This is a genomic window from Planktothrix sp. PCC 11201 (assembly GCF_900009135.1).
Classification (GTDB): Bacteria; Cyanobacteriota; Cyanobacteriia; order Cyanobacteriales; family Microcoleaceae; genus Planktothrix.
This window is the reverse complement of the sequence record NZ_LT797688.1, coordinates 216,360-243,015: the sequence shown is the minus strand read 5'-3', so window position 1 is coordinate 243,015 and position 26,656 is coordinate 216,360. Positions and strand designations below refer to the sequence as shown.

The 26,656-nt window shown below is 38.7% G+C and carries 25 protein-coding genes and 1 pseudogene; 10 read left to right on the top strand and 16 right to left on the bottom strand.

Translation table 11 applies throughout. The features are described 5' to 3' along the window. Nucleotides 1–127: 127 nt before the first annotated feature. Nucleotides 128–829: an urea ABC transporter ATP-binding subunit UrtE gene (gene urtE / locus PL11201_RS01955; protein WP_079677380.1), complete on the bottom strand. Its 702-nt coding sequence runs from the start codon at nt 827–829 to the stop codon at nt 128–130. A gap of 213 nt (nt 830–1,042) precedes the next feature. Beyond that, nucleotides 1,043–2,464, bottom strand: a complete 1,422-nt coding sequence (locus PL11201_RS01950; protein ID WP_079676971.1) for an NB-ARC domain-containing protein — start codon at nt 2,462–2,464, stop codon at nt 1,043–1,045. A gap of 205 nt (nt 2,465–2,669) precedes the next feature. On the opposite strand from PL11201_RS01950, the gene PL11201_RS01945 reads away from it, so the two are divergent. After that, a complete protein-coding gene (locus PL11201_RS01945; RefSeq protein ID WP_079676970.1) occupies nt 2,670–4,049 on the top strand; it encodes an ArnT family glycosyltransferase in 1,380 nt (459 codons plus the stop codon). Between the two features lie 110 nt (nt 4,050–4,159). Here PL11201_RS01945 and urtD read toward each other — a convergent pair whose 3' ends face one another. The 5 genes from urtD to carB all read right to left on the bottom strand — a co-directional run bounded on the left by urtD (nt 4,160) and on the right by carB (nt 12,574). Next, nucleotides 4,160–4,909: an urea ABC transporter ATP-binding protein UrtD gene (gene urtD / locus PL11201_RS01940; RefSeq protein ID WP_079676969.1), complete on the bottom strand. Its 750-nt coding sequence runs from the start codon at nt 4,907–4,909 to the stop codon at nt 4,160–4,162. Nucleotides 4,910–4,913: 4 nt separating this feature from the next. After that, the gene (urtC, locus tag PL11201_RS01935) at nt 4,914–6,092 is read right to left on the bottom strand and encodes an urea ABC transporter permease subunit UrtC (protein WP_079676968.1); all 1,179 of its coding nucleotides are present in this window, start codon (nt 6,090–6,092) and stop codon (nt 4,914–4,916) included. Beyond that, nucleotides 6,089–7,252: an ABC transporter permease subunit gene (locus tag PL11201_RS01930; RefSeq protein WP_079676967.1), complete on the bottom strand. Its 1,164-nt coding sequence runs from the start codon at nt 7,250–7,252 to the stop codon at nt 6,089–6,091. Before PL11201_RS01930 ends, urtC begins: the two co-directional genes overlap by 4 nt. A gap of 139 nt (nt 7,253–7,391) precedes the next feature. Further along, complete coding sequence (gene urtA / locus PL11201_RS01925; RefSeq protein ID WP_200816696.1) at nt 7,392–8,726, bottom strand: urea ABC transporter substrate-binding protein; 1,335 nt, start codon at nt 8,724–8,726, stop codon at nt 7,392–7,394. A 614-nt stretch (nt 8,727–9,340) separates the two neighbouring features. Next, the gene (gene carB / locus PL11201_RS01920) at nt 9,341–12,574 is read right to left on the bottom strand and encodes a carbamoyl-phosphate synthase large subunit (RefSeq protein ID WP_079676965.1); all 3,234 of its coding nucleotides are present in this window, start codon (nt 12,572–12,574) and stop codon (nt 9,341–9,343) included. A 451-nt stretch (nt 12,575–13,025) separates the two neighbouring features. Here carB and PL11201_RS01915 point away from each other — a divergent pair, with 451 nt between their 5' ends. The 3 genes from PL11201_RS01915 to PL11201_RS01905 all read left to right on the top strand — a co-directional run bounded on the left by PL11201_RS01915 (nt 13,026) and on the right by PL11201_RS01905 (nt 15,328). Beyond that, nucleotides 13,026–13,313 (top strand): hypothetical protein, encoded by a 288-nt coding sequence (locus PL11201_RS01915; RefSeq protein WP_026797985.1) that lies wholly within the window; start codon nt 13,026–13,028, stop codon nt 13,311–13,313. Nucleotides 13,314–13,384: 71 nt separating this feature from the next. Beyond that, a complete protein-coding gene (locus tag PL11201_RS01910; RefSeq protein ID WP_079676964.1) occupies nt 13,385–14,290 on the top strand; it encodes an ROK family protein in 906 nt (301 codons plus the stop codon). Nucleotides 14,291–14,608: 318 nt separating this feature from the next. Next, nucleotides 14,609–15,328, top strand: coding sequence for an aspartyl/asparaginyl beta-hydroxylase domain-containing protein (locus tag PL11201_RS01905; protein ID WP_079676963.1), 720 nt, complete (start codon nt 14,609–14,611; stop codon nt 15,326–15,328). 87 nt (nt 15,329–15,415) lie between these two features. On the opposite strand, the gene PL11201_RS01900 is transcribed toward PL11201_RS01905, so the two are convergent. The 3 genes from PL11201_RS01900 to PL11201_RS01890 form a co-directional block, all read right to left on the bottom strand. Then, entirely contained in the window at nt 15,416–15,889 is a 474-nt protein-coding gene (locus PL11201_RS01900) for a hypothetical protein (protein WP_079676962.1), read from the bottom strand. Nucleotides 15,890–16,075: 186 nt separating this feature from the next. Continuing rightward, a complete protein-coding gene (locus PL11201_RS01895) occupies nt 16,076–16,333 on the bottom strand; it encodes a Txe/YoeB family addiction module toxin (RefSeq protein WP_079676961.1) in 258 nt (85 codons plus the stop codon). After that, nucleotides 16,317–16,580, bottom strand: a complete 264-nt coding sequence (locus tag PL11201_RS01890; protein WP_079676960.1) for a type II toxin-antitoxin system Phd/YefM family antitoxin — start codon at nt 16,578–16,580, stop codon at nt 16,317–16,319. Before PL11201_RS01890 ends, PL11201_RS01895 begins: the two co-directional genes overlap by 17 nt. A gap of 280 nt (nt 16,581–16,860) precedes the next feature. Here PL11201_RS01890 and PL11201_RS01885 point away from each other — a divergent pair, with 280 nt between their 5' ends. The 4 genes from PL11201_RS01885 to PL11201_RS01870 all read left to right on the top strand — a co-directional run bounded on the left by PL11201_RS01885 (nt 16,861) and on the right by PL11201_RS01870 (nt 20,055). After that, entirely contained in the window at nt 16,861–18,393 is a 1,533-nt protein-coding gene (locus PL11201_RS01885) for a SagB/ThcOx family dehydrogenase (protein WP_079676959.1), read from the top strand. Nucleotides 18,394–18,460: 67 nt separating this feature from the next. Next, on the top strand, nt 18,461–18,922 hold the full coding sequence (locus PL11201_RS01880) for a gas vesicle protein K (RefSeq protein ID WP_079676958.1): 462 nt from the start codon (nt 18,461–18,463) through the stop codon (nt 18,920–18,922). Nucleotides 18,923–19,048: 126 nt separating this feature from the next. Beyond that, nucleotides 19,049–19,786, top strand: a complete 738-nt coding sequence (locus tag PL11201_RS01875; RefSeq protein WP_079676957.1) for a gas vesicle protein GvpF — start codon at nt 19,049–19,051, stop codon at nt 19,784–19,786. Between the two features lie 11 nt (nt 19,787–19,797). After that, the gene (locus PL11201_RS01870) at nt 19,798–20,055 is read left to right on the top strand and encodes a gas vesicle protein GvpG (RefSeq protein WP_079676956.1); all 258 of its coding nucleotides are present in this window, start codon (nt 19,798–19,800) and stop codon (nt 20,053–20,055) included. Nucleotides 20,056–20,130: 75 nt separating this feature from the next. Here the strand turns inward: PL11201_RS01870 and PL11201_RS01865 are convergent, their stop codons facing one another. Both PL11201_RS01865 and PL11201_RS01860 read right to left on the bottom strand, forming a co-directional pair. Continuing rightward, a complete protein-coding gene (locus tag PL11201_RS01865; RefSeq protein ID WP_079676955.1) occupies nt 20,131–20,457 on the bottom strand; it encodes a hypothetical protein in 327 nt (108 codons plus the stop codon). A 53-nt stretch (nt 20,458–20,510) separates the two neighbouring features. Continuing rightward, complete coding sequence (locus tag PL11201_RS01860; protein WP_200816679.1) at nt 20,511–21,290, bottom strand: tetratricopeptide repeat protein; 780 nt, start codon at nt 21,288–21,290, stop codon at nt 20,511–20,513. A gap of 117 nt (nt 21,291–21,407) precedes the next feature. On the opposite strand from PL11201_RS01860, the gene PL11201_RS01855 reads away from it, so the two are divergent. Together PL11201_RS01855 and PL11201_RS01850 are read left to right on the top strand one after the other, a co-directional pair. Next, on the top strand, nt 21,408–21,689 hold the full coding sequence (locus PL11201_RS01855; RefSeq protein ID WP_079676954.1) for a hypothetical protein: 282 nt from the start codon (nt 21,408–21,410) through the stop codon (nt 21,687–21,689). Beyond that, on the top strand, nt 21,686–22,072 hold the full coding sequence (locus PL11201_RS01850) for a type II toxin-antitoxin system death-on-curing family toxin (RefSeq protein WP_079676953.1): 387 nt from the start codon (nt 21,686–21,688) through the stop codon (nt 22,070–22,072). The genes PL11201_RS01855 and PL11201_RS01850 overlap by 4 nt, the downstream gene beginning before the upstream one ends. A gap of 170 nt (nt 22,073–22,242) precedes the next feature. On the opposite strand, the gene PL11201_RS27450 is transcribed toward PL11201_RS01850, so the two are convergent. From PL11201_RS27450 to PL11201_RS01835, 4 genes and pseudogenes are all read right to left on the bottom strand, one after another. Next, a complete protein-coding gene (locus tag PL11201_RS27450) occupies nt 22,243–23,067 on the bottom strand; it encodes a family 1 glycosylhydrolase (protein ID WP_369821827.1) in 825 nt (274 codons plus the stop codon). Nucleotides 23,068–23,097: 30 nt separating this feature from the next. Then, nucleotides 23,098–23,748 (bottom strand): annotated as a pseudogene (locus PL11201_RS27445) (family 1 glycosylhydrolase); the annotation flags it as partial. A gap of 127 nt (nt 23,749–23,875) precedes the next feature. Next, nucleotides 23,876–25,018 (bottom strand): MGDG synthase family glycosyltransferase, encoded by a 1,143-nt coding sequence (locus PL11201_RS01840; protein WP_079676951.1) that lies wholly within the window; start codon nt 25,016–25,018, stop codon nt 23,876–23,878. A gap of 225 nt (nt 25,019–25,243) precedes the next feature. Beyond that, the gene (locus PL11201_RS01835) at nt 25,244–26,554 is read right to left on the bottom strand and encodes an aminopeptidase P N-terminal domain-containing protein (RefSeq protein ID WP_079676950.1); all 1,311 of its coding nucleotides are present in this window, start codon (nt 26,552–26,554) and stop codon (nt 25,244–25,246) included. Between the last annotated feature and the right edge of the window lie 102 nt (nt 26,555–26,656).

Sequence of the window (26,656 nt, the reverse complement as noted above, 5' to 3'; positions counted from 1 at the left end):
TATTAGGAATTATACTTTTCTATTCTATCAAAAACTTAAAGTGATTGATACAATTATAAGTAATTCCTTATTTTTATTCGCAGCAAGAAGCGGAACAACTTCTAGGAAATAAAGCTCAGGAAACAAGTCACACCGCCAAAAATCGTTGGATGACTTCTTGACTTAAATCTTTTGTTGCACCGGAAGCCACAATTCCACCTTTTTGCATCGCATAATAACGGTCAGCTTGACGAACAAAATGTAAGTGTTGTTCGACTAATAAAACCGAAATTCCTGTTGTTTGAATAATTCCCCGTACTGCCGCTTCAATTTCTAAAATAATTGAAGGTTGAATCCCTTCTGTGGGTTCATCTAAAACTAATAATTGTGGTTTTCCCATCAACGCCCTAGCAATAGCTAATTGTTGTTGTTGTCCGCCACTTAAATCCCCTCCCATCCGAGATAACATAGTTTTTAAAACGGGGAATAATTCAAAAATTTCATCAGGAATTTCTGGTTTTCCTTTCGGTCTTTTGGGTAATGCTTCTAACCCTAATAATAGATTTTCCTTCACCGTCACCCGGGGAATAACTTCCCGTCCTTGGGGAACATAACCAATTCCTAATCTAGCCCGTTTATCCGTGGCAACTTTAGTAATCGGTTGACCTTGAAAATAAATCTCCCCGGTTTTGGGTTTGAGTAATCCCATAATACTTTTTAATAAAGTGGTTTTTCCCACCCCATTCCGCCCAATTAAACAGACCATTTGTCCAGGGGTAACGCTTAAATCTACATCGCGTAAAATATGACTTTCCCCATAATAAACATTCAATCCAGATACTTTTAACATAATATCCGGCGGTGCTACAGATTCCATAACCGCTCCTTCTGTAATTCCGATCATTTTGCCAATCCTCGCTTTAATGTTGTTAGGAATTATACCAACACTTTGGATGGTTTTACATTCCTAATAAAAATACTTTAACCCTAGATCAATTTCAACAAAATGCTTGGTCAATCTTAAATCTCACCACTAACCGTAAATCGGTTGTAGCAATATTTTTCAGCCCGATATTTGAGATAATGAGTCAGTTACATACTGTTTTAACACCAGTTGAACGGTAAAACTTGATTGATCAAGATTAACCTTTTTTTCAATCCATCCCCGTCTTTCCAAAGATAAAATGACTTGAAATATTTCTCTGGGTAGGACAGGTATTTTAGATAATAACACAGAAATTGGCATCGGTGAAGGTTCAGAACAAAAAATCGTGATCACTTGTTTCTCTAAATCTGATAATCGGTTAAATTGTTGCTGGATAATATTAATTAATTCATCTCCTAAAAATACAGGCTGATATTGCAGATATTCAGAAACTTTTCCAGAGAATAATTGCTTAATTGTCCGAGAAACTAATCTGAGCCATAAAGGATTTCCTTGATATAAACGAATCAAATCAGACCATTGTTTCTCATCCTCCAATCCCTGATTTTTTAGAAGTTCTACGGCTCCTTTTTCCAATCCCTGTAATTGGAATAACCGGACAGCAAAATTGTCATTGTCAGAATTAGCGGTCAGAATTTCTAACGGAGGTTCCCAACTATTTAAGATAAAACAACTATTATGGGTAAATTCCGCAATCAGTTTAAATAGGGTTCTATAATCCTGATAACTTGTTTGATAATTACCCGCTAGTTGTCCACTTTTAAATAAATACTGAACATCATCTAAAATGATTAAACAATGGCGATCTCGTAACCCTTCAATTAACATTCCTAATTGAGTATCACAAGTTATATAACCTTCAATTTCTGTATGATTTATGGATTTAATTAAATCCTTTAACAGCACTTCTAAGGGTGGAACAGTTCGCAGACTTCGCCAAACAATACAGTCAAATTCTGTTTGAATTATCGGAATAAGTTGACGGGTAATCGCAGTTTTACCTATTCCAGTTATACCCAAAATAGTAACAACTCGACACCCTTCTTGTAAAATCCACTGTTTCAGGTTAACTAATTCTTCAGTGCGATCAAAAAATGTTGTTAAGCTGGGTGCATCCCTTAAATCTATTTGTTGTTTTAATTTAGTATTTTTAGGTTTTAATGTTGAAATTGGATCTGAGTATTGTTGGTTTGACAAAAAAGAGATTTGATCAGAAATACAAAAATTATTAATATCCCTGTCTCCAATATGGATAATATCACCAAATTTTAAAACCTTGGAGTTATTATATCTTTCCATTGTAGAACGAAAATTTGATTTTTTAAGATTTTCTCCTAAACTTTCTGAAAGGATTTTCCATAACTGAGCAGCATTTGCTTTGGTGTAAGGTTCACTACAGTTATAGTTTTTAGCGATATCTCCATATTTTTGATAATTCCAAACCCCCGTTAATATCCCACGCTGCAAACTACTTAAATGCTTCCCCGTCTTCTCGAAAACGATCTGGTTAGCCCATGTCAAAACATTCTGAATTTCCATAGGAAACAAATATGTATTTTCGTTTCTATTATCCTACTTATTACTACTTTTGGCAACTTTTTATAACTCCAAATTACTTTTGTTAATACTTTCCGCTTAATAATTATTTTTAAAGTTAATACTAAATACTACTTTTTTTATGCGTTTTAAAATAATAAAACAGGGATAATAGATTTGCATTTTTTGAAAATTTATTGATTTAACAATGTTCAAAAAAAATATTAATTTTAATCTAATCAATATTCTGATTTTTTCTGTGTTACTTAGACTAGCGTTACCTTTATTAGCGTTACAATTCACACAAACTTATCAAATTTTTCATGTAGGAGATACACCTTCTTTTCTTCAACCAGCTACATCGCTGATTCAAACTGGAAGATTTTTAGATGCTGATGGAACCCCCAATATTTTCAGAACTCCAGGTTATCCTATTTTCTTAATTCCAGGGTTGATTTTGAATCAGGTTGAAATCATTACTATTTTTCTACAAACCGTTCTGAGCACATTTACTGTATATTTAGTATTTCAAATAGGAGTCATTTGTTTCAATCAAAAAATCGCTAAATTATGCGCTTTGTTATATGCCTTAGAACCATTATCAATTTTATATACTTCTCTGCTTTTAAGTGAAACTTTATTCACAGCTTTGTATACTTTATTTATATATTTATTAATTAAATCTATTGATAATGACTACAAGTTAATCAAACTTTTGCCGATTGCTGGATTATGTTTATCAGCAGCAATTTATGTTAGACCAATAGCTTATTATTTAGTCATTCTTGTTCCAATTTTACTTGTTTTTTTGCAATTAAAACCAACTCAAATTAAGAAAAAAGTTATTTTAGTCTATATCATCTTATTTTTGATTTTCTCCCTTACCCCTGTTTATCTTTGGCAAGTCAGAAATAAAACCCAAACAGGATATTCTGGAATATCGGCTGTCACTGAAGTGAACTTATATTACTGGCACGCTGGAGCTATATTAACAGCAAAAAAACAATTATCTTTTAATCAAGTTGTGGAGCAACTTCGCAATAATTTAGATAATGAATTAACAGTAGAAGAAACTAAAAATAAAGCAAAATTATATCAATATATGCGAGAAAAAGGGGTCAAAGTTATTAAAGATAATCCTTTAATGTACCTCAATCTTAGGTTGAATGGCACGGTTAACCTTTTAGTAGACTTAGCTCCTTGGCCCTGGTTAAAACTATTTAAGATTAAATATGATCTCTCATTGTTTCCGATGAGCATTACCGAATTTTATCAAGGGGGATGGTTAGGATTAGTTAACGCTTATATTAACAAAATGCCTTTCTCTATTACCTTAATTTGGATAATCTTAGAATTGATTATGATTCCTTATTTAATTTTGGCACTCATCGGAATATTTTCAAATCAACTCCTAAATAAAATCCCCATAATAATAATTTTAAGTTTAGGAGCTTATTTAATTGCTATTACTGGAGGCCCAGAAGGAGTAAGCAGTCGATATCGACACCCAATCATGCCAATTATATGCTTGTTCGCAGGCTATGGCTTAAATTGGGTGATTAAAAAATTTAAAGTTGAAACTCTCTAAGCGGCATTCTATATAGTCACTTAACTTTTTGTGATCAGAAAATTGCCAATTCCCAGTAGTGGGAACATCCGGGCTCCCTAAAATATAGCGTTTCAATGCAGTGCAGTTGATTACTCCTCCTCTTGTTTTCCCAAATAAACCTCAATCACCCGAGGATCATTTTGCACTTCATCCATATCCCCTTGACACAATACCGAACCTTGATGTAAAACCGTTACTGTTCTGGCAATTTGTCGGACAAATTCCATATCATGTTCAATCACAATAATCGAGTGACTTTCTGCTAATGCTAACAGCAAATTTCCCACATTTTCTGTTTCTTCATCCGTGAGTCCGGCAACCGGTTCATCTACTAATAATAAATCGGGAGATTGGGCGACTAACATCCCAATTTCTAACCGTTGTTTTTCCCCGTGGGAGAGTAACGCCGCCGGAAAATCTGCTTTAGCAATTAACCCAATGGTATCTAAAAGTCCCGCAACGTTTCTAATTTCTGCCCCTGTAGTCCGTTGAAATAAGGTCGGAAAAACATTTTTATTGCGGTTACAAGCCAAATCTAAATTATCTCTAACGGTTAAATTCAGATAAATTCTCGGGGTTTGAAATTTTCGCCCAACTCCAAAACAAGCAATTTGATATTCGGGCATTTTGGTTAAATTACGCCCTTTAAAAAATACCTGTCCGCTCGTGGGTTGAACTTTGCCCGTAATTACATCTAAAAACGTGGTTTTGCCCGCTCCATTTGGGCCAATAATGACTCGCAATTCCCCCACATCCATACTAAATGTTAAGTGATTGAGGGCTTTAAATCCATCAAAACTGACGGTAACATCATTAATTTCTAAAATTTTAGCACTCATGGTTTTAATCTTTGGTTATTTTCCGTTCAAGTTCTTCTCTTTCTAACTTAATTTCTGGGTCTTCTTCTAAACGGGGATAGGTCTCCACGGGTTTAGGAAATCCGAATAAGGCACGAACTTGATCAAAACTAAAGTTTCTGACCCATCCCACAATGCCATCGGGTAATATGGTAACAACAATTAAGAATAATGCCCCTTGAAAAAATAGCCAAACTTCGGGGAATTGTTCACTTAATACGGTTTTTCCTAACCGCACTAATATGGTTCCTAAAATTGCCCCAATTAGACTTCCTCGCCCTCCCACGGCTACCCAAATCACCATTTCAATGGAAAAGGCAACATCCATGGCATTAGGCGTAATAATTCCAGTTTGGACAGTGTACAAAGCCCCTGCAATTCCGGCAAATGCTCCCGAAATTGAAAAGACTAAAACCTTAAACCAAGTGGGATTATAACCGGAGAATCTCAACCGAAATTCATCATCTCGAATCGCAATTAATAAATTACCAAACCTTCCACTGGTTAACCAACGACAGAGTAAATAGGTAGCAATTAAAAACAGAATTGTGATCTCATAAAACGCCAACTGAACCGGGGCAGAACCGACAACAAATCCAAAGATTTTATCGGTTTCTGTTTTTAACCCGTTGGTTCCATTAATTAGTTGTTGCTGCCCATTAAAGAAGTTAAAGAAAACGATTAACGCGGCTTGGGTAATAATTGAAAAATAAACCCCTTTAATTCGATTTCTAAAGACTAAATAGCCTAATAATCCGGCAACAATCCCCGGAATAATAATTACTGCAAATAGAGTGAAAGGGAAGGAATAAAAGGGTTTCCATAACCAGGGTAAATCATTGACTCCGTAGAGAGTAAAAAAATCGGGGATTTCTCCCGAGGGAAGTTGCAATTTTAGGTACATGGCTAGGGCATAACCCCCTAATGCAAAAAAGATCCCATGTCCTAAACTCAATAATCCTGTATATCCCCAGATTAAATCAATTCCTAATGCTGCGATCGCTAAGGCGAGAAATCGACCCAATAATTGTAACCGAAAGGTGGGTAAGATTAAGGGCATAATTATGGCAAAAAACAAGCCAAGTCCCATAATTATTGCCCCTTCAATCAGCTTCTTTTGATGTTTCTGCTTCTTGGTTTGAGGTAGAATAATATCATTGTTCATAGTTCGGCTGTTCTCCCTTTCTGTGGAAAGATTCCTGATGGTTTAACTTGTAAAAAGGCAATAATTAATACGAAAACTAATACTTTTGCCATACTGGTTGTGGCAAAAAAGTTGAAAAAGTTAACAAAGAAAGGCGCGGCGTTCATGTTGGTTAATAATAGAGCCAGAGTTCCTGAACCGATTAAATAACTGGTAACACCAATGGCAAAGGAAGCAATCACAGTCCCGAGGAGATTTCCTACCCCTCCCACCACCACCACCATAAAGGTATCCACGATATAATTTTGTCCAGTATTGGGGCCGACCGAACCTAATAATGTAATCGCACATCCGGCAATTCCGGCAAGTCCTGAACCGATGGCAAAGGTTAGGGCATCAACGGTATCAGTCGGAATCCCTAAACAGGCACTCATGGTGCGATTTTGGGTAACTGAACGAATCCTTAATCCCCAATTAGACTTATTGAAAAACCAATAAATTCCGATTAAGCAAAGTATGGTTAGAACAATAATAAAAACCCGGGCATAAGGAATCTGAACAGAGCCTAATTCTAATCCCCCTCGCAACCAAGGTGGGGTGCTAACATCGACATTTCTGGCACTAAACCAAGGTTTTGATAGGGCTTTTTGACTCTGCCCAATTATTAATCCGATGGTCAGACCTATTCCTGATGATAATAGGAACAAAACCGAAACTGCCCACCGTTGAATGTTATCCCAATTGGGACGACGACGTAGTACCCATAATCCGCCAAAAAATAGCAGGCAAAATATAACAATTCCGATCACAAAGGTGGTACTCACACTGCGAACCAGTTGTTGCAAAATCAAACTCACACCCCAAGTTGCTAATAAGGTTTCTAAGGGTCTTCCATACAGAAATCTAATCACCCCTCTTTCTAAGGCTAATCCCGCCAGGGCTGTGACGATAAAAGCAATGGGAATGGCAAAAATAATGTAGGTGCTAAACAGCGGTTCTCCTAGGGGTCTGAAGATATTTTGAACCACAAAGGTTGTATAGGCTCCTAACATAATTAGTTCCCCATGGGCGAGGTTAATCACACCCATAAGTCCAAAGACAATTGCTAGTCCTAATGCTGCCATTAACAGCACCGAACCAATGCTAATTCCATTAAAGATGGCAGTTAATAAATCTTGCATTTTTAGGAAAAACTCCAAATTGTAGCAGGGAACAGGGAATAGGGAAAACCGGAGGAAAAGAATTCACTGTCTCTTTAACTCTAATCCCCCTTAAAACTGGGAGCTAGGGGGATATAATTTGGGGATTAAAATTGATTAATTATGTCGTTCCCATTTTGTATTTTTCCCCTTTCTTGGGATCAGTCCAGTCACAACCAAAGCCCTTGGTCGCCGGAACAAATTGGTTCCAGGGAATCGGATCAACTGGGCCTTCCGTTGCCCAAACAATATTAAATAATCCATCATCCCGTACCTGTCCCATCCGCACGGTTTTAGAAATATGATGGTTGGGGAACATCGTCACTTTGCCCTCAGGAGCATCGAAACTTTGACCGATAGCTGCCAATCTAACCTTCTCTAAATCATCAGCAGTTCCGGCTTTTTCTACGGCCTGTTTCCACAAATAGACCATCAAATAAGCGGCTTCCATCGGGTCATTTGTTACCCGGTCTGGCCCATATTCAGCTTTAAACGCTTCGACCCATTTCTTATTAGTGGGAGTGTCAACGGTTTGGAAATAGTTCCAAGCGGCATAGTGACCCAAAAGGAAGTCCTTCCCAATTTGTCGGACTTCTTCTTCCCCAATACTGACCGACATCACCGGATATTTTTCCGGGGTCATTCCCGCCCCCTGTAACTGTTTGAAGAAGGCTACATTACTATCTCCATTCAAACTATTAAAAATCACACCGCCATTGGGTAATGCCTGTTTAATTTTAGTAATAATTGGGGTAACTTCCGTATTCCCTAGAGGTAAATAATCTTCCCCTACGGTTGTGCCACCAATAGCTTTTAATTGTTCCTTAATAATATTGTTAGCTGTGCGGGGAAAAACATAGTCCGAGCCTACTAAGAAAAATTCCTTACCTTTATTATCAAATAACCATTGTACGGCGGGTTCAATTTGTTGATTCGGGGCGGCTCCGGTATAAAAAATGTTTTTAGAACATTCTTGACCTTCGTATTGAACCGGATACCATAACATATGATTTCTGGATTCAAATACATCTTTTACCGCCTTCCGACTGGCAGATGTCCAGCAACCAAAAACAGTAACAACTTTATCTTGGTCGATTAATTTTTGAGCTTTTTCGGCAAAAGTCGGCCAGTCAGAAGCACCATCTTCAACTACGGCTTCAATTTGTTTACCAAGCACCCCACCATTGGCGTTAATTTCTTTAATTGCCAACTTTTCGGCTTCCACAACGGTAGTTTCACTAATTGCCATCGTTCCACTTAAGGAGTGAAGAATTCCCACCTTAATTGTATCGCCACCACCGCTGGGGGTTGAGGTTGGGGTTGCGGTTGAGGTTGGGGTTGAACTCGTGGTATTATTGTTAGCAGAGTTGGCACACCCTTTCAGGAACAGGGTACTGCCAAAGGCTGCCGAACCATAAACTAAGAATTTGCGTCTACCGAAATTTTTTTTCACTATGAGTATTTAGTAATTTTACTTAAAAATTTGCCCAAATAATAGGCTGTTTTCTTGACCCTATCTATAACCATAAATTGGTTAAATTTAAACATTGAGCAGTAGGTCAAATTGCTGAAAAATCAACAACAATTGACTGCGCTTCGATGAATATATGGGGATGGGCAATTTCCTATTCAAGATTTGGATATTAGAGGAATTTGGCATGGTAAATTGTAACCTAAAATACAAAATATCCAGAATTAACAGGACTTACAATGGTTACCGACCAGCATCTCCTGATGTGATTGGTAATTTAGGTAATATATCATGCTTGTATCGATTTTTTTTGAGATATATATGCTTAAAAAGTATAGAGGTATAATTATAAAATATACGAATTTTTTTGTGTTCATGGAATTACGTCATCTTAAATATTTTGTTGCTGTTGCATAGGATTTTATATTGTTATCAAAAAGAATCAATTTTTAAACAGAATGAAACAGCCCTAGCCTTACCAAAGGGGATTTAAACCCAGTTCTCCCCTAACCAGCAGGACTCTGTTTCATTCTCTAGGAAAAACTGTGTGACCTCTCCCCCAACCCCTCGACTGTGAGGAGAGGGGGGACTAATTGGGGTTAGACGTAATAATCCTGAATCGCTTTCACTTCCAGGGGAGTAGACTTTAAGGAACGAATCGCCGCCACCGTTGCCTTAGCCCCCGCAATCGTTGTAATAATCGGGATTTTGTAGGCCAAAGCCGAACGACGGATCAGAATCCCATCGCTGCGGGACTCCTCCCCAGAAGGAGTAATAATGGCCAACTGCACCGCCTGGTTTTTGATAGCATCCAAAATATTCGGCCGTCCTTCGTGCAGTTTCAACTCCATCTCCACTTTCACGTCATTTTCCCAAAGCACTTTGCGAGTCCCAATCGTCGCGGTAACTTTAAACCCTAAAGCCAAGAAATCCCGAACCACGGGGACAATGGCCTGTTTATCCCGTTCATTCACCGAAATAAACACCGTCCCCGATAGGGGTAACACCTGTCCGGCGGCCAGTTCTGCCTTGGCAAAGGCCTTGCCAAATTCGGTATCAATGCCCATCACTTCCCCCGTAGAGCGCATTTCCGGCCCTAAGAGCACATCCGTACCGGGGAATTTGGCAAAGGGTAAGACGGCTTCTTTGACCGAAACGTAGGTGGGAATGATTTCCTCGGTAAAGTCTAATTCAATTAAACTTTTACCCGACATTACCCGGGAAGCAATTTTGGCTAAGGGAACCCCAATCGCCTTAGAGACAAAGGGAACGGTTCGAGACGCCCGGGGATTAGCTTCTAAAATAAAGACATTTTCCCCCTGCACCGCAAACTGAATATTCATTAACCCCACCACATTTAACGCCTTAGCCAGTTCAATGGTTTGACGGCGAATGGTGGTAATGGCGGCTTCCGAGAGGGTTTGGTAGGGAATCGAACAAGCGGAATCTCCCGAGTGAATTCCAGCCTGTTCGATATGTTCCATAATTCCTCCAATCACCACGTTTCCCTGTTGGTCGGCGATCGCATCCACATCAACTTCTATGGCATTTTGTAGGAACTGATCGACTAAAATGGGGTGATCGGGTTCGACATGAACCGCAAACAGCATATAGCGTTCCAATTCTTCATCGGAATAGACGATTTCCATGGCCCGTCCCCCTAACACATAGGAAGGACGCACAACTACCGGATATCCAATCCGGCGCGCCACTTTTAAGGCTTCTTTGAAACTGCGAGCCATGCCGTTTTCAGCCTGCAAAATATTCAATTCCCGCAGAATCTTTTCAAACCGTTCTCGGTCTTCGGCAATATCAATCGAGTCGGGAGATGTGCCCCAAATCTTGGTTTTTAGGGGCAGTTTTTCTAAAGCTCGTTGCAGAGGTAATGCTAATTTTAGCGGCGTTTGACCGCCGAATTGAATAATAATTCCTTCGGGTTCTTCCGCTTCAATAATATTCAGAACATCTTCTTTCGTGAGCGGTTCAAAATATAAGCGATCGCTCGTATCATAGTCGGTGGAAACGGTTTCTGGGTTCGAGTTAACCATAATCGTTTCATAGCCATCCGCCCGTAAAGAATAGGAGGCATGACAACAACAATAATCAAACTCAATCCCCTGTCCAATGCGGTTTGGGCCACCGCCTAAAATCATGACTTTGGGTTTAGTTGAGGGTAAAATTTCGTCTTCTTCCCAATAGGTGGAATAATAATAGGGTGTGGTTGATTCAAATTCCGCCGCACAGGTATCCACCATTTTATAAACGGGTTTTACCCCTAATCCTTTGCGATAGGTTCGGACTTCATCTTCCGTGGTTTTGGTGGCAAAGGCAATTTGGCGATCGCTAAATCCTTGCCGTTTTACCGCTAACAGTTTATCGGCTTTTAGCTCAGGTAAAGAAGTGCGTTTCAGGAACTTTTCCGTTTCTAAGATTTCCTGCATTTTATCTAAAAACCACGGATCAATTCCGGTCAATTCATAGATTTCTTCCACCGTCATTCCTAACACCATCGCATTCCGAACGGTTAAAATTCGTTCTGGATTCGGTGTGCGCAAACCGGAGCGAATATGATCTAAACGGTCGAGTTTTTCCGAGCGATCGCATCCCCAACCTGCTAACCCGGTTTCCAAGGATCGTAAGGCTTTTTGGAAGGATTCACAGAAGGTGCCACCGATCGCCATCGCTTCCCCGACGGACTTCATTTGGGTGGTTAAAACTGGTTCTGAACCGGGGAATTTCTCAAAGGCAAACCGGGGAATTTTGGTTACCACATAATCAATTGTGGGTTCAAAGGAAGCGGGGGTTTTCTTAGTAATATCGTTCTTAATTTCATCTAAGGTATATCCCACGGATAATTTCGCCGCAAATTTAGCGATCGGGAATCCCGTGGCTTTGGAAGCTAGGGCCGAAGACCGACTCACCCGAGGATTCATCTCAATCACGATAAAATCTCCGGTCACCGGATTAACGGCAAATTGAATATTAGATCCCCCGGTTTCTACCCCAATTTCTCGGATAATTTTAATCGAAGCATCCCGCAATCTTTGATATTCTTTATCGGTTAAGGTTTGGGCGGGAGCTACGGTAATTGAATCCCCCGTATGTACCCCCATGGGATCGATATTTTCAATCGAACAAATAATCACCACGTTATCAGCCAGATCCCGCATGACCTCTAATTCATATTCTTTCCAACCAATTAAGGATTGTTCGATTAAAATTTGAGAATTGGGAGACGCATCTAAACCGGATTGAGCAATTTCTTCAAATTCTTCTTGGTTATAGGCAATACCACCCCCGGTTCCCCCCATGGTAAAGGCTGGACGAATAATTAAGGGGTAGCTCCCAATTTGATGCCCCACCTGGAGGGCTTCACCCATGGTATTGGCAATTCCCGAAGGGCAACAGGCCACTCCGATTTTTTCCATGGCCTCTTTGAACAGTTGCCGATCTTCGGCTTTTTCAATGGCTTCTAATTTAGCTCCAATTAGTTCGACTCCATATTTCTCTAGGGTACCATTTCGGGCTAAGGCCACGGCTAAGTTGAGGGCGGTTTGACCTCCCATGGTCGGTAATAGGGCATCGGGACGTTCTTTTTCGATTACCTTGGCTACGATTTCGGGAACTAGAGGCTCAATATAGGTGCGTTCGGCCGTTTCTGGGTCAGTCATAATTGTTGCCGGGTTGGAGTTGACTAGCACCACTTCATAGCCTTCTTCCCGCAGAGCTTTACAGGCTTGAGTTCCTGAATAGTCGAACTCACAGGCTTGTCCAATCACAATCGGCCCAGAACCCAGGAGCAAAATTTTCTTTATGTCTGTACGTTTCGGCATTATGAATTCTGTGTATATCAGTTGACGTTTAGCTTCATTAAACGGGATTGAGTATACAACTTACTCCTAAGTCTCTAAACATTTTAAGGATATCGCTTTATATTCTTGTGAACTGTTTGATTAAACCTTGACAAATCCCAGTTTTGTTTTTTTTACAAAAATTTTAAATTTTCGGGGTTGCCACCGGATGCGCCGCTGTGGTATGCTAATTGGTAATTAAATATAATGGGGTGGTTGTAAAAATTTTAAAATTGCAACCACCCCATTATGTTATAAGTATCTTCTCGCGAATCCGCGGCCCTGTCAAGGGGGAATCCGGTTTTTTTTTCGATTTTTGGTAAATTTTTGTAATGATTGGGTCAGTAGACTTTATCGACAATTGATGAGAGACTAAGAGCAAATGGTTAACATCCTGTCAGTTTAGCCAATCTGTTTTTAGCTGCGAGTCATTATGCCCAGAACGCCCGATGAATATGTGGTTCACATCATGATTGAGGGGGGTCATCGAGAAGAAATTAAGTTTCCCACGATGCAAGACTTTCAGGTGTGGTACAACAAAGTTTTACTGCCCAAATTTGATAGTACCGAATTTGTCAATGTTCCCATCAAACAACGGGCAGAAGATAATAATGCTAAAGAATATATGGTTGTTCGTCCGAGTGCGATTAAAGCGATTCGGGTGGAACCGGTTTTCAACTCCAGTATTGACCGTCGCATGGTTGATGAACCCGATATTTAAGTAGTAAGCCCTTTAGGGCTTATTCAATTATTAATGTTAATGAGAAAGCCCTAAAGGGCTTACTACGAGAAGTGAACACAGTGCAAGTTATTGGGATCGATTTGGGTGGGACGGCGATAAAATTGGGCTGTTTTGCACCGGATGGAACTTGTTATCAATCCTTAACGGTTCCCACACCTCAACCGGCGACACCGGAAGCGGTGTTAATAGCAATAGTTGAGGCTATAGCACAAATTAGGCAAAATGTCAATAGTATTCAAGCGATCGGATTGGGAACTCCTGGGCCGGTGGATGGGACGGGAAAAATTGCCAAAGTGGCGATTAATTTGGCCGGATGGCGGGATGTTCCCTTAGCTAATTGGTTAGAGGAAAAAACGGGTTTACCTGTGATTTTAGCGAATGATGCTAATTGTGCGGGGTTAGGGGAGGCGTGGTTAGGGGCGGGGCGACGGTTTCAAAATTTAATTTTATTAACATTAGGAACGGGGGTAGGTGGGGCGATTATTTTAAATGGGGAATTATTTGTCGGACATCAAGGGGCGGCGGCGGAATTAGGATTAATTAGTCTTAATTTTGATGGCCCTGTTTGTAATAGTGGAAATCGGGGTTCTTTAGAACAATATACTTCAGTACAAGCTATTCGCCGGGATACGGGATTAGAACCCGCAGAATTAGCGGAAAAAGCCTTAGCAGGGGATGAAAAAGCCCTAGAATATTGGCAAGAATATGGCAAGTTATTAGGGATAGGATTAGCGAATTTAATTTATGTATTAACTCCAGAAGCGATAATTTTAGGTGGGGGAATTAGTGCGGGGGCTGATTTATTTTTGCCTGCGATGAAAGCAGAATTAGAACAAAGAGTATTATTCAGTTCCAGGGAGGGGTTAGAAATATTAATTGCGGAATTAGGAAATCAAGCGGGAATGATTGGGGCGGCAAAATTAGCGTTTCAGAAGTTTGTTAAGATTGAGGGTTAGGATTAGAGAGTAACCTCTAAAAAATTAAGAAAAGTTTAAAAATTAATTGCAAAATTTAAAATATTGACAGGAGCAAAAACAGAGAATAAAATAGATATAACTATGGGTGCAAAAAACCACCTTGAAGCGAATTAAATGCTATGAATTTAACTTTGCTGTCAGGAAAGGGCTGATACAGGGTAATTTTACCCTTAAAAAGAAGGTAATCAAATAAAAGTCTTAGTGGTTTTGCTATGACTTGTATTCCCTTTTTTATTGCAAAATTGCTGATTTTTTTGAGTGTGATTTGTAATTAATTAATAGAAAGTGAGATAGTAAATGACTGAAATTTTTGAAATTGCGACTAAGTTAGGTTCTCTTGAATTGAACATTAGTCTCCCGATTAAGATAGATCAAAAGAGATTATTGGCTGATTTTCATAATGTATATTCAAACTTTGTAGAAACTGGTCATTTCGATAATATTTATGGGGGATGGAAATCTATTGGGTTGATTACCAGTGGTGGTGAAGTTGGTGAAACCAGAAATGAATCCATGACCAATAAACCCTATGCTCCAACTCCTGCTTTAGAATTTTGCCCTTATATTAAAAAATTTTTAGATGATTTACCAACTCAAAAGACAAGAATTAGATTCATGTCGTTAGCACCTGGTGCTATAATTGATTGGCATCATGATAATATGCTAACTGTGGATAAGATGACGGGTGCAACAGAGGCACGTTTTCATATTCCTATAATTACTAACCCCAAGATCAGCTTTAAAATGTGCCATGATATCTGTAAGTGGGAAGCGGGTAATTTCTACTACGCTGATTTTTCTTTTCCCCATGCAGTCAAAAATAATTCCAATGAGTCCAGAATACATTTAGTGATGGATCTGATGCCAAATGATGAGATCAGATCTCTATTTCCTGAATCTTTTCTACAAGCGGAACAAAAACGTCATCGTTTCCGTATGTTTTGTCAAAAAGCTTGCTCTGTATACCTGAAAAGACAGAAACTCCAAGCTAAATTATCAAATTATTTTAATCGTTAGAGCACTGTGATTCATAACATTGAGGAGACTGTTATTAGAGGACAAAAACTTTAGGGGCGAGGCGCGCCTCACCCTTACAAAATTACATTATGAAATTAATCGCCATTCAATAAACATCTTAGTAATCACCCATAACCCCTGTTCAGGACGAATTTCACAACGAATAGGTGCAGCATCATAATTTGTCAGGGGAATGCCTAAAACCGATGCCTTTGATTGAGTATCAATAATTGCAGAAAATACGTCATTACTATTTTCGATAATACTATAAACATTAATCGATAAACAGGGATATACTAAAGATAAATTATCAAAGACTCGTTTTTGGCTACTGATAAACTCCTGTTTTGTAGAAACTCCATATAAATCTCCTTTGTAATGATCTGAGATAGTAAAACCAAGTTTAATAATATTTTTTGTATCATAAGCATCTTTAAATCGTTTAAACAGCAAGAGAGAATTATCAGGAAGATAGGGCGGATTAGCTTGTTTTTCATGCCACATCTGAATCCAGTTATAACCTTGAATTGCGGTTGGAATTAAATTAATAGGATTTAACATTCTAAATTTTTTACTCCCCTTGAATTACGATCACTTTATTTTTGACTAGAGTATAATTATTACTGTTAAATAAAATACTAACACCGATCGCAAATGTGATCAAGGAGTTACAGATTTAAACGCTATAATCAAGATTGATAATCGATTATAGAACTCAGCTTGAAACCCTTATCCATGAAATTCATCTCATTCATAATGTGACCAAACTGAAATAACTCTAATCGTTTTAGTTATATCATCAATTGAATAGACAAGACGATGTTTAATATTAATTCGCCTTGAATAGTATCCTTGAAGATCTCCTGATAACTTTTCATAAGGAGGAGTATAGGGGTTTTGTTTTAATATCTCGACCAATTTTTTCACATTGTTTTCCAAATTAGCAGACTTCAACTTTTTGACATCTTTAAGAGCATCACGGCTAAATTCAATCTTCCACAGCATCTAACGCCCTCATAAACTCTTCTTCCGATACCCAATCATTTGACTGTGCAGCTTTTTTGATTTCGGACACAAAACCCGGAATAGATTGTAAATAAAGTGTTTCTTGCAAACTTTCCCAGTCTTCTTTTGAAACTAAAATAGCATCCCCATTTTGACTGGTAATCATTCTAGGTAAATGATCTTGATTGACCTGTTCAAGCAAATTTAATAAATTAGCTTTAGCCTCAGTTGCACTTAAAATTTCCATTCAACCTCTCTGAATCTATAAAATTAATTCTACCAAATCTTATATTTTTGACTAGAGTATAATTATTACTGTTAAATAACATATTAACACCGATCGCAAATGTGATCAAGGAGTTACAAATTTAAGCGCTATAATCAAGATTGATATTGTCTGTTAGATTTTGGGTATCAGACACCCAAATATTCCCAAAAGTAGAAATCAATTTCAGAAAATAGGAAGAAACTGAAAATAAAAGTCTACACTAAAGAAAAGCGTTATTCTTCTGCATCGGGTTAATCTTATGTCAGAGTCTCCAAAATCCATTGCCCAACACTACCATGAACGCACGAAATATGACCCCGAAACCCTAGGGTTGAAAGGTCAGACCTTGGACTGGGAAAAACAGCCCATTCCCTTTAAAGAGTATAAAATCGGCACAGTCTTTGACCTTAAACCCTACCTGCGGGACACGGACGAAACCCCGTCTAGTGATCCTAAAATCCGACTTTGGCAGCGTTTATCCCATTTTTTGCTGCATAGTTATGGTTTGACCGCCAAACTCCCCACCATGGCGGGAGTCCATTATCTGAGGGCGGCACCTTCGGCGGGGGGTTTGTATCCGGCGGAAATTTATTTAATTTCCAGGGGGACGGCGATTTTACCTGCGGGTTTATATCATTATCAAGCCCAAACCCATGGTTTAGTTCAATTTTGGGAAAATCAAGTTTGGCCGGATTTACGAGATGCTTGTTTTTGGCATCCAGCATTAGAAAATACCCATTTAGCATTAGTCACATCGGCGGTTTTTTTCCGTTCTGCTTGGCGCTATCAAGATCGGGCTTATCGGCGCATTTGTTTAGATACGGGTCATTTATTAGGTAATATTGAATTAATGGCGGCGATGAATGATTATCGACCCCATTTAATCGGAGGATTTGCCGATGATATTCTGAATCAATTGTTATATTTGGATACGGATGCTGAAGGAGCGATCGCGGTTTTAGCCCTAGCTGATTTACTGCAAATTGAAGAAAACTTACCGCTTTTAAGAACGGCTTTACCTTCTGCAACTAATATCGATTACCCAAATATTCCCGATGGAAAACTGTTGGATTATTTGCATGAATCGACAAAAATAGAAACAGATTCCTCTGGAACTCAAGGTTGGAAACTTTTAGAAACCGACGAAATATTAGAAGATAAATATAATTTCCCATTTTGCACAAAAATTTCAACGGTGACGAGTTCCATTGATTGGGGTAAAAATCTATCAGGTTTAGAAAAAACCATTTTAAAAAGACGATCTACCCGCAATTATAATGGGGCTGAACTCATGTTAAATGAACTTTTAGCCCTTTTAGATTTTACCTATCAACCTTACCATTATATTCATCAAGGGTTAGATGGTTCTCCAGATTATTTTGATTTGAGTTTAATTGAAACTTTTGTTGCAGTTTCTGGAGTCTCGGGTTTAGAGGATGGATGTTATTATTATGCTCCCAAAGCCCAAGAATTAAGGCAAATTCGCTTTAAGAATTTTCGCAAGGAGTTGTACTATTTGTGTTTACAACAGGATTTAGGACGGGATGCGGCGGCGGTATTATTTCATACGGCGGATTTGAAAAAAGCGATCGCCAATTATGGGGATCGGGTTTACCGCTATTTACACTTAGATGCCGGTCATCTCGGACAACGCTTAAATTTAGGGGCTTTTTATTTGCGTTTAGGCGTGAGTGGAATTGGGGGATTTTTTGATGATCAGGTAAATGAAGTTTTGGGTATTCCTACGGATGAAGCCGTGCTTTATATTACAACATTAGGTAGACCCAGGTAGAGAAGCAAAGAGGGTTTGGAGACCAAACCCCTACGATAAAATATTACAACCATAGCATTTTAAACAAATGTCATCTTCTGAACCTTCGATAGAAACCATTATTACGCCGAAATCTTCTGGAAAAGATGCGGGTTTAGCGCCATTGGTGTTGACCTTGGTGGAACTAATTCGACAGTTAATGGAAGCCCAAGTCATCCGACGGATGGAAGGAAATACCCTTACTGAAGAAGAATTAGATCGGGCAGCACAGAGTTTACAACAATTAGAAATTCAGGTGTTAAAACTATGTGAAATCTTTGAAATAGACCCGACAGACTTGAATATTGAGTTATCGGAATTTGGAACATTATTACCCAAATCAGGAAGCTATTATCCAGGGGAAACCACACAAAATCCTTCGATTTTGGAATTATTAGATCGGTTAATGAATACGGGAATTGTGGTCGAGGGAAGTGTAGATTTAGGGTTAGCACAACTGAACTTAATTCATGCAAAACTAAGATTAGTCCTAACCTCCAAACCTCTCTAACTCTTGTATCATTTCCTTCTGTGTTGCGGTGTTCCCTTCTATATTGGAGAGTTGACGTTAAGGTTTATAATAGGTGTTGGTGCGATCGCTTACACAGCCGACGGGTTTAATTAATAGGGTTTAATTATGGGAAATGGTTTATATTTATATGGGATTTTACCGACTAACCGAGTCCGACCTTTAGCCTTGCATGGGTTAGATAAACAACCGATACAAACCCATCCCGTTGATGAGTTTAGCTTTTTATATTCCGAGACTCAACAAGAACGTTATTTAGCCAGTCGGCGCAACCTATTAGGCCATGAAGATGTATTAGAAAAGGTAATGCAACATGGATATCGAACGGTTTTACCCCTGCAATTTGGATTAATTGTAAAAGATTGGGAGAATGTGAAAGAGCAGTTAATTGTTCCCTATCAAGATCGGTTAAAAGAATTGTTCGATAAATTAGAAGGTAAACGGGAAGTTGGGGTGAAAATATTTTGGGAAGAAACCGAAGAATTAAACCTTTTAATGACAGAAAATCAAGGGTTAAGGGAAAAACGCGATAGCTTAGAAGGTAAACGTCTGAGTATGGATGAAATTATCGGTATCGGTCAAGAAATTGAACGGGCGATGCAAGATCGTCAACAGGAAATTATCAGCAAATTTCAGCAGATATTAAACCCCCTAGCACAAGAAATTGTCGAAAATGATAATTTAACCAGTGCCATGATTTATAACGCAGCCTATTTAATTCCTTGGGATATGGAACCCCAATTTGGAGATAAAATAGAAGAACTAGATCACTATTTTAATAACCGCCTGCGAATTCGCTATAATAACTTTACAGCCGCGTTTAATTTTGCCCAACTCAACCCTTAATCCGAGGTGTTATGGTATTACGATTATTACTTTCTCCGATCACAGCACCCTTTGAAGGTGTAATCTGGATTGGGGAACAACTCCTAGAAAGGGCGGAAGCGGAACTTGATGACAAAGAAAATTTAGGTAAGCGGTTATTGGCGCTCCAGTTAGCCTTTGATATGGGGGATATTCCAGAGGAAGATTTTGAAGTTCAAGAAGAAGAATTATTACTACAAATTCAAGCCTTAGAAGATGAAGCAAACCAAGAAGAAGATGAAATAGACTAAATTATGATCCTTTCCCATCCTTCGTGTCTTTGTGTTTCCCTCAATTATCAATTTTTTTTCTATTCTCCCGTCCAATTAATAGTCTAAAGTGAAAGTTGAAACAGAACCGGGTTTAGATTTAGGAGGAGTGGAAGTCGGAGGTTGGGTCGTTTTGGTTTCTGGGGGTTTCGGTTGAGCAATTTGTTTAACGTCGGTTTCTAGCCCTTGGATTTGAGTTTCAATTTGTTCTAAACGTTGAGTAACGGTTTCAAAGCGTTGTCCTAAACTTTCTAACTCCTCTTGTAACCGTTTTTTCTCTACCGCTAATTGATATAAACTGCGGTAGAGCGTTGCTTCGGTTTTTTGGCGAGGCATAGTGCTAATTTTTGGTAAAATAGGACGTTGAGAACGAAAAGGACGCATAATAATTTTGGTATAACTACGAACTCATTGTAACAATTGAATTTGTATAAGTCCTAAACTTTATTTTTCTTCATTAACTCACTAATTTTGCTAATTTTTTTGTTAGACTTTTGGGAAGAAAACCGTTTCGTTTCCGCCGAATAACTCCAACAGATAGCATCGGGGTCACGTTGATAACTCCAGTCAGAAAATTCCGGTTTGGTTTTCCACTTGCTGAGGGTAGTCGGATGCACCCCCAACCGTTGGGCAAGTTCCGACTGATTTAAGGTTTCGGGTAAAATAGAACCAGACGCCGGGTTGACGGGAAATAAGACCAGGGAATTAGGGTTTTCTTTTTCCGATTTAGAAACAACCAGCAGAGGGTCTTCAACGGTCTGAGAAGGTTGGGCGGTGGGAAAATAGTAAATCATCCCGCCCACATCGGTAATTTCATATTGGGCGGCGAATTCGGTGGCCCGTTGGTCAAGATATTCCTGGACTTTTGTCCCCGACTGTTGGGTGTGCATGGCCAAATCTAAGGCCGTAATTCGTCCTTGGTTTTCCCGAATTAACCGATAAAACACCTCATCCAAGGTCGCTAACTGCTCCTGTTGACGCTGTTGATAATATTTCCACACCCGCCAAGACCCCCATCCCCCAACGGTTAAAATTGCTAAGGGGAATGCTTTCTGGAGGATAAACAAAACCACCGCCAGGGGGACTAGAAACGTCAGATATCCCCGTTCAGGAGGATTAATCTTTGGGTTTGAGTCTGACATGGATAGAATCTGAGCAAAGGTAATATCTTCAATATTGACTAAAAAGTCTATTTTTGCAAGGTGGGCGTCAATCAACTGTAACCTATCCCATCTGTTTTTGGTGGTTTTGGTTTCCAGGTGTTAAATTGAGGGGGTGACGGGTCAATAATCCCAAAATTTGACTAATAATTTAAAATATTATAGGCAATAACCATGACTCAAGAAATACGTCAAAAAATCGTTACCTTAGCCCAAGAGTTACCGGATGAATTGTTACCAGAAGCCCTAGCTTCTTTGAATTCTATTGCCCAAAAAGCTAGAGATTTAGATAGCAAGTATATAGATTTACTACACCGGAAACTACCTGAACAATTACAGAAGACGGGTTCGGATAATTCCTCAACTTGTGATCAGCCTGAATTTGACAAGGTAATAGTAGCTTATCAAGTTATTAGCGAGAAGTATAAAAATGCGTTACGGGAATTAGCGAAGTGAATGAACCGTTATGGATTTTTGAAGAAATTGTTCAAGTTATCCATCAGTATCAAATTCAGCAGCATGGGGGTAGTTTAGGAATAAGGGATGAAAATCTCCTTTCTGCAAGTTTAGCCAGACCCAGACATTTATTTGCTTACGGTCAACCTGATTTATTTGACCTAGCTGCGGCTTATGGTTATGGTTTGGCTAAAAACCATCCATTTATTGATGGTAATAAACGCACTGCTTTTGTAGTTATGGCAACTTTTTTGTTAGTCAATGACTATTTGCTGGAAGTTCCCGAAATCGAGGTTGTGCAAATGATGGAACAGTTAGCAACTGACCAACAAACTCAGGAATCTTTAGCCCAATGGTTAAGAAAAAATTCTATGACTATATGATAATAAACTGGAAAAAATAGCGATCACTATTAAAGTCTATTTTTGCAAGGTGTACGTCAATCAATCATAACCTATTCCATCCGTTATCTGTATAGCCATGTCTATTGCGATAATATCTTGAGGGTGACTAATATTTAAACCTGAAGATTAAATATTAGTCACCCTTAATTTTAGGATTGCATCTCTCTAATCAGTTTAGCATAGGTTTCCGAAGGACGATCGCCTAAATGATCCTCAATTTCCCGTTCGGTTCCACGATGAAAATTAATACTAAATAACCCAAACCTAGGGGTATAAGACCCCCATTCATAATTATCCGTTAATGACCAGTGCATATAACCCAAAATCGGAATATTTTCGCGTAATAACTGTTGAATTTGACGAACATGGGCTTCTAAAAATTGGCTGCGATGCAGTTGGTCAGAGCGCCGAGTGGCGATACTATTATCGGGTTTTCGACGTAACGCCATGCCATTTTCCGCAATTAAAATCGGAAGATTATATTCCTGAGCATAATATTTACAGAAAAAAGATAATCCTTCCGGGAGCGCTCGCCAGTCCCACCATTTACTCATAATTCCCGTCATTAACCAATTTCTCAACCCTTTAGTTTTAAATTCAAAATCAGAAAAAGACGGTAAACGGAAGGTATGGGCAATAAAAGGATCATAATAATCAATTGCTAGATAATCATAGACTTTTGGCCGAGGAGATAGGATTAATTCTTGCCAATAATAGTCTAAATGTTTAAGGTCAAAAGTCCGATGACCAACCCTATTCCCCGTCCAACGAGCTAACCGTCCCAGTTGATAGGGAATATCTTTTTGAAAGGGTAAAGAAGCTCGACGCAAAGATGTTTCTAAATGTTTGGCTTGGGCATAAACATAATCTCTGATTTCCTTGGGTTTTATTTCTTTTTCCTGGGCGCCTAACAAATCCCAAATTACTTTTTCTGACCAATATAAATCACTGCAATAGGTATTTAAAGTCACCATAGGTTGGTTCCAGCCATATTTTTCATAAATATCATGGATAGAATTATAAGCCCGAATATGAGCCGCTAATAAATGATTATAAGCTCGCCAAACTGCTTTAATTCCGGTAAAAGTTCCAGAGGGAAATTGACGACTTAAATAGGTATTCAGGACTAAAATATTAGGTTCATTAATGGTAATATACCAATGAATCGGTGGCTGTTGGTGATAGTCAGTTAAACGTTGATTAATATGGGTAACACTTACCGTCACATAATCAATAAAACCATCTATGGTTTCTGAGGATAACCAAGCATCTATTCCTAACCAGGCGGGATGGGTAAAATGATGTAAAGTAACAATGGGTTCTAAGCCATATTGACGACAGGTAGCAATGCGTTTTGCATAGTCATCTAAGACCTTAAAATTATAATTTGGGGCAGGAGAAATTTCGGGGGTTATTGTAGGTTGAATTCGACTCCATTCTAAACTTAAGCGGAAAGAATTTAATCCTAATTCTTGACAATTAGAAAAATCTTCCTGGTAGCGCGTCCAAAATTCAGAAGCGTTTCCAGTTCTCATTACCTTGCCTTTTTGTTCACTTTCTGACCAGTTATTTTGAGGTTGTCCCACACCATTATAACCTCCTTCACTTTGATATCCAGACGTAGCAACGCCCCATAAAAAGTTATTTTTAATCATCAAAATTTAATCTCCTTTTGTTGATTTATAGCCAGAAACAGGCGGTGTAAATTTATTTTTAGATTGTTCCAATAGGAGTAATGATTATTCAATAACCACCATTCTATCTATTCCTAAAAACCATTGTCTATTCCCCATTACCTATTGTGATTTGTGATAAAATATTTTCAGCAATATTCAGAGCCGCCCGAGGTTCTCCTAATTCTAAAGCGGATGCCTGCATTTGGGATAGTCTTTCTGAGTGATTTAACAAAAACTTTACACAATGGGCGACCATTTCCGGTAATCTTAACTGCACTCCCGCCCCCGCAGCCACGATTAAATCGGCATTCCATTCTTCTTGACCTGGAAATGGGTCTACAATAATCATGGGTTTTCCTCGGGCTAAAACTTCACTCATAATTAATCCCCCCGCTTTCGTAATCACTAAATCACTTGCAACAACTAAATCATCAACATAATCAACTAATCCTAATTTTCGGAGTTCCGTTTCTGGGGTAGAGTTTAATTCTGTTAACGAGTCTAACAATTGTTCATTCCGTCCTGCGGCTACAATTAATGTTCCTAGTTCTAAGGTGTCCATCAATTGAGAAACCATTAAACGCACTCGTTTATAATGTAATCCCCCGCCAAATATTGTAACTACAGGTTTATCTGTTTTGAGTTGATAACGTTCTCGCATTTCAACTTGCGATTTAGATTCTAATACTTCAAGTTTAATCGGGATTCCAGTAACATGAAGAATTGCCGGGTCAACTCCTCGTTTAATCAGAAAATCCGTTGTTAAATCATTGGGTAAATAATAACCATCCACTTCTTTATTAATCCAACTACTATGAGCAATAACATCTGTAATCACAACATAATGGGGTTTGGAAATACGTTCTTCTTCTTCTAATAATTGTAATAAACGACTAGGAATTTGCTGAACACAAACAATAGCATCGGGATTAACTTCTTCAATCAAATGTCGTAGTTTTCTAAAAAAAACCCGTTCTATTTTTGCCGTTACAATATTTAATTCTAAAGACCGTTCTAAATCTCCTAAATCCGTCCCTTCATAATAAGCCCGATAAATTTGAGGAGCTTTTTCGCTCAATTGTTTATAAATACTGGTAACGGCATTCCGATAAATAGAACTAGCATACTCTAAAGCATCTTCTACCGTAACGGTAACATCTGGAAACTGGGAAAAAGCCTGATTTAAGGCTTGGGCGGCACTATTATGTCCAGCCCCCAAAGAAGAAGATAAGATCAAAATATGGGTCATAATTAATTAAAATTTGTCGTTTTTTAGTAAGTGCTTGTGCACAATAAATTACCGAGTTAAAAAAGTGAACAGGGAACAGGGAACAGGGAACAGGGAACAGGAAATTAGAAATATGTAAATAATTATGTTTGGGTGCTTAGAGTAATATCGAATAATTTAGCATGATCAGCACCGAAAAACTACAGTAGGGGAAATTCATCAATTGCCCCTACACCTAGGGTTAAATTATGTTTCCATCGCTTCCACAGACTTAGGAACTCCGGCACTTAAAACTTCATACCCGCCGGAAGTTACTAAGACATCATCCTCAATTCTTACCCCAATTCCCCGCCAACATTCGGGAACTTCCGGTTGTCCTTCAACGGGTTTGATATTAGGAGAAATATAGATACCCGGTTCAACTGTTAATATATTTCCAGGTTGCAAGGGTTGAGGATTTTCACCCCATTGATAGACCCCCACATCATGGACATCTAACCCTAACCAATGTCCAGTTCTGTGCATATAAAAAGGCTTATATTTTTCTTCCTTAATAATTTCCTCAATATCCCCAACTAATAACCCTAAATCCATTAACCCTTCCACCAACACCCGCACCGCCACATCATGAATATTTTTATAAGGATTTCCGGGTTTAACTTGTTCAATGGCGGCTAATTGGGCTTTCAGAACTAATTCATAAATAATTTTTTGTTCCGGTGTAAACTTACCACCAACGGGAAAAGTTCGGGTAATATCTCCATTATAATATTGATAACAACATCCCGCATCAATTAACAATAAATCATTATTTTGTATTTGACAATTATTTTCTACATAATGCAAAATACAAGCATTTTTTCCCGATGCCACAATCGAAGGATAGGCAATAGTTCCCCCATTTAAACCAAAAATATGTTCAATTTCCGCTTGAATTTCATACTCATAACGTCCGGGTTGGGCAAATTCCCGGGAATGGTTATGGGCTTTTACTGATATTTCTATCGCTTTGCGCATTAACTCTAATTCCGTTTCGCTTTTAATTAAACGGATAGGATGTAATATATTACAAACATCCTCAATCGCAATCGGCCCCGTGCCATGTTTAGGATAAACTCTTAATAGTTTTTGCCAATGTTTTAAAATCTTTTCATTAAATTTTTCATCCCGTCCTAAACGATAATAAATCCGGTCAGCTTTTTTTAAATATTGGGGCAATTTTTCATCTAATTCATGAATCGGATAAACTTCATCCGCTCCATAAAGTTCTTTAGCTTTTTCTACTCCCGTAATATAACCTGACCAAGTTTCTTTTTCTGGGTCTTGCGGTTGGACAAATAAAACAAATTTATGTTCTTCATGGTGAGGGGCAAAAACAGCAACCGCATTCGCTTCATTAAACCCCGTTAAATAGAAAAAATCACTATCTTGGCGAAAATTATATTCCACATCATTGTGCATAACTGCCATGGGCGCACTTCTAAAAATGGCAGTTCCCTGCCTAATATTTGCCATTAATTGTTCCCGTCGTTGCCGATATTCTGTTTGAGTAATCATCTTTTATATCTCCTAAAATTGTAGTGAGGCGTTCACGCCTCAGAAGCAGAAAGCTCTGAAGGGCTTACTACAAGATTTTTAGACCTTGTGAAAGACAGCCCT

Bases quoted from the DNA above. Each gene is read 5' to 3' on its own strand.
- urtE (WP_079677380.1), bottom strand. From the start codon at position 829: ATGTTAAAAGTATCTGGATTGAATGTTTATTATGGGGAAAGTCATATT.
- PL11201_RS01950 (WP_079676971.1), bottom strand. From the start codon at position 2,464: ATGGAAATTCAGAATGTTTTGACATGGGCTAACCAGATCGTTTTCGAG.
- PL11201_RS01945 (WP_079676970.1), top strand. From the start codon at position 2,670: ATGTTCAAAAAAAATATTAATTTTAATCTAATCAATATTCTGATTTTT.
- urtD (WP_079676969.1), bottom strand. From the start codon at position 4,909: ATGAGTGCTAAAATTTTAGAAATTAATGATGTTACCGTCAGTTTTGAT.
- urtC (WP_079676968.1), bottom strand. From the start codon at position 6,092: ATGAACAATGATATTATTCTACCTCAAACCAAGAAGCAGAAACATCAA.
- PL11201_RS01930 (WP_079676967.1), bottom strand. From the start codon at position 7,252: ATGCAAGATTTATTAACTGCCATCTTTAATGGAATTAGCATTGGTTCG.
- carB (WP_079676965.1), bottom strand. From the start codon at position 12,574: ATGCCGAAACGTACAGACATAAAGAAAATTTTGCTCCTGGGTTCTGGG.
- PL11201_RS01915 (WP_026797985.1), top strand. From the start codon at position 13,026: ATGCCCAGAACGCCCGATGAATATGTGGTTCACATCATGATTGAGGGG.
- PL11201_RS01905 (WP_079676963.1), top strand. From the start codon at position 14,609: ATGACTGAAATTTTTGAAATTGCGACTAAGTTAGGTTCTCTTGAATTG.
- PL11201_RS01900 (WP_079676962.1), bottom strand. From the start codon at position 15,889: ATGTTAAATCCTATTAATTTAATTCCAACCGCAATTCAAGGTTATAAC.
- PL11201_RS01895 (WP_079676961.1), bottom strand. From the start codon at position 16,333: ATGCTGTGGAAGATTGAATTTAGCCGTGATGCTCTTAAAGATGTCAAA.
- PL11201_RS01890 (WP_079676960.1), bottom strand. From the start codon at position 16,580: ATGGAAATTTTAAGTGCAACTGAGGCTAAAGCTAATTTATTAAATTTG.
- PL11201_RS01885 (WP_079676959.1), top strand. From the start codon at position 16,861: ATGTCAGAGTCTCCAAAATCCATTGCCCAACACTACCATGAACGCACG.
- PL11201_RS01880 (WP_079676958.1), top strand. From the start codon at position 18,461: ATGTCATCTTCTGAACCTTCGATAGAAACCATTATTACGCCGAAATCT.
- PL11201_RS01875 (WP_079676957.1), top strand. From the start codon at position 19,049: ATGGGAAATGGTTTATATTTATATGGGATTTTACCGACTAACCGAGTC.
- PL11201_RS01870 (WP_079676956.1), top strand. From the start codon at position 19,798: ATGGTATTACGATTATTACTTTCTCCGATCACAGCACCCTTTGAAGGT.
- PL11201_RS01865 (WP_079676955.1), bottom strand. From the start codon at position 20,457: ATGCGTCCTTTTCGTTCTCAACGTCCTATTTTACCAAAAATTAGCACT.
- PL11201_RS01855 (WP_079676954.1), top strand. From the start codon at position 21,408: ATGACTCAAGAAATACGTCAAAAAATCGTTACCTTAGCCCAAGAGTTA.
- PL11201_RS27450 (WP_369821827.1), bottom strand. From the start codon at position 23,067: ATGGTGACTTTAAATACCTATTGCAGTGATTTATATTGGTCAGAAAAA.
- PL11201_RS01840 (WP_079676951.1), bottom strand. From the start codon at position 25,018: ATGACCCATATTTTGATCTTATCTTCTTCTTTGGGGGCTGGACATAAT.
- PL11201_RS01835 (WP_079676950.1), bottom strand. From the start codon at position 26,554: ATGATTACTCAAACAGAATATCGGCAACGACGGGAACAATTAATGGCA.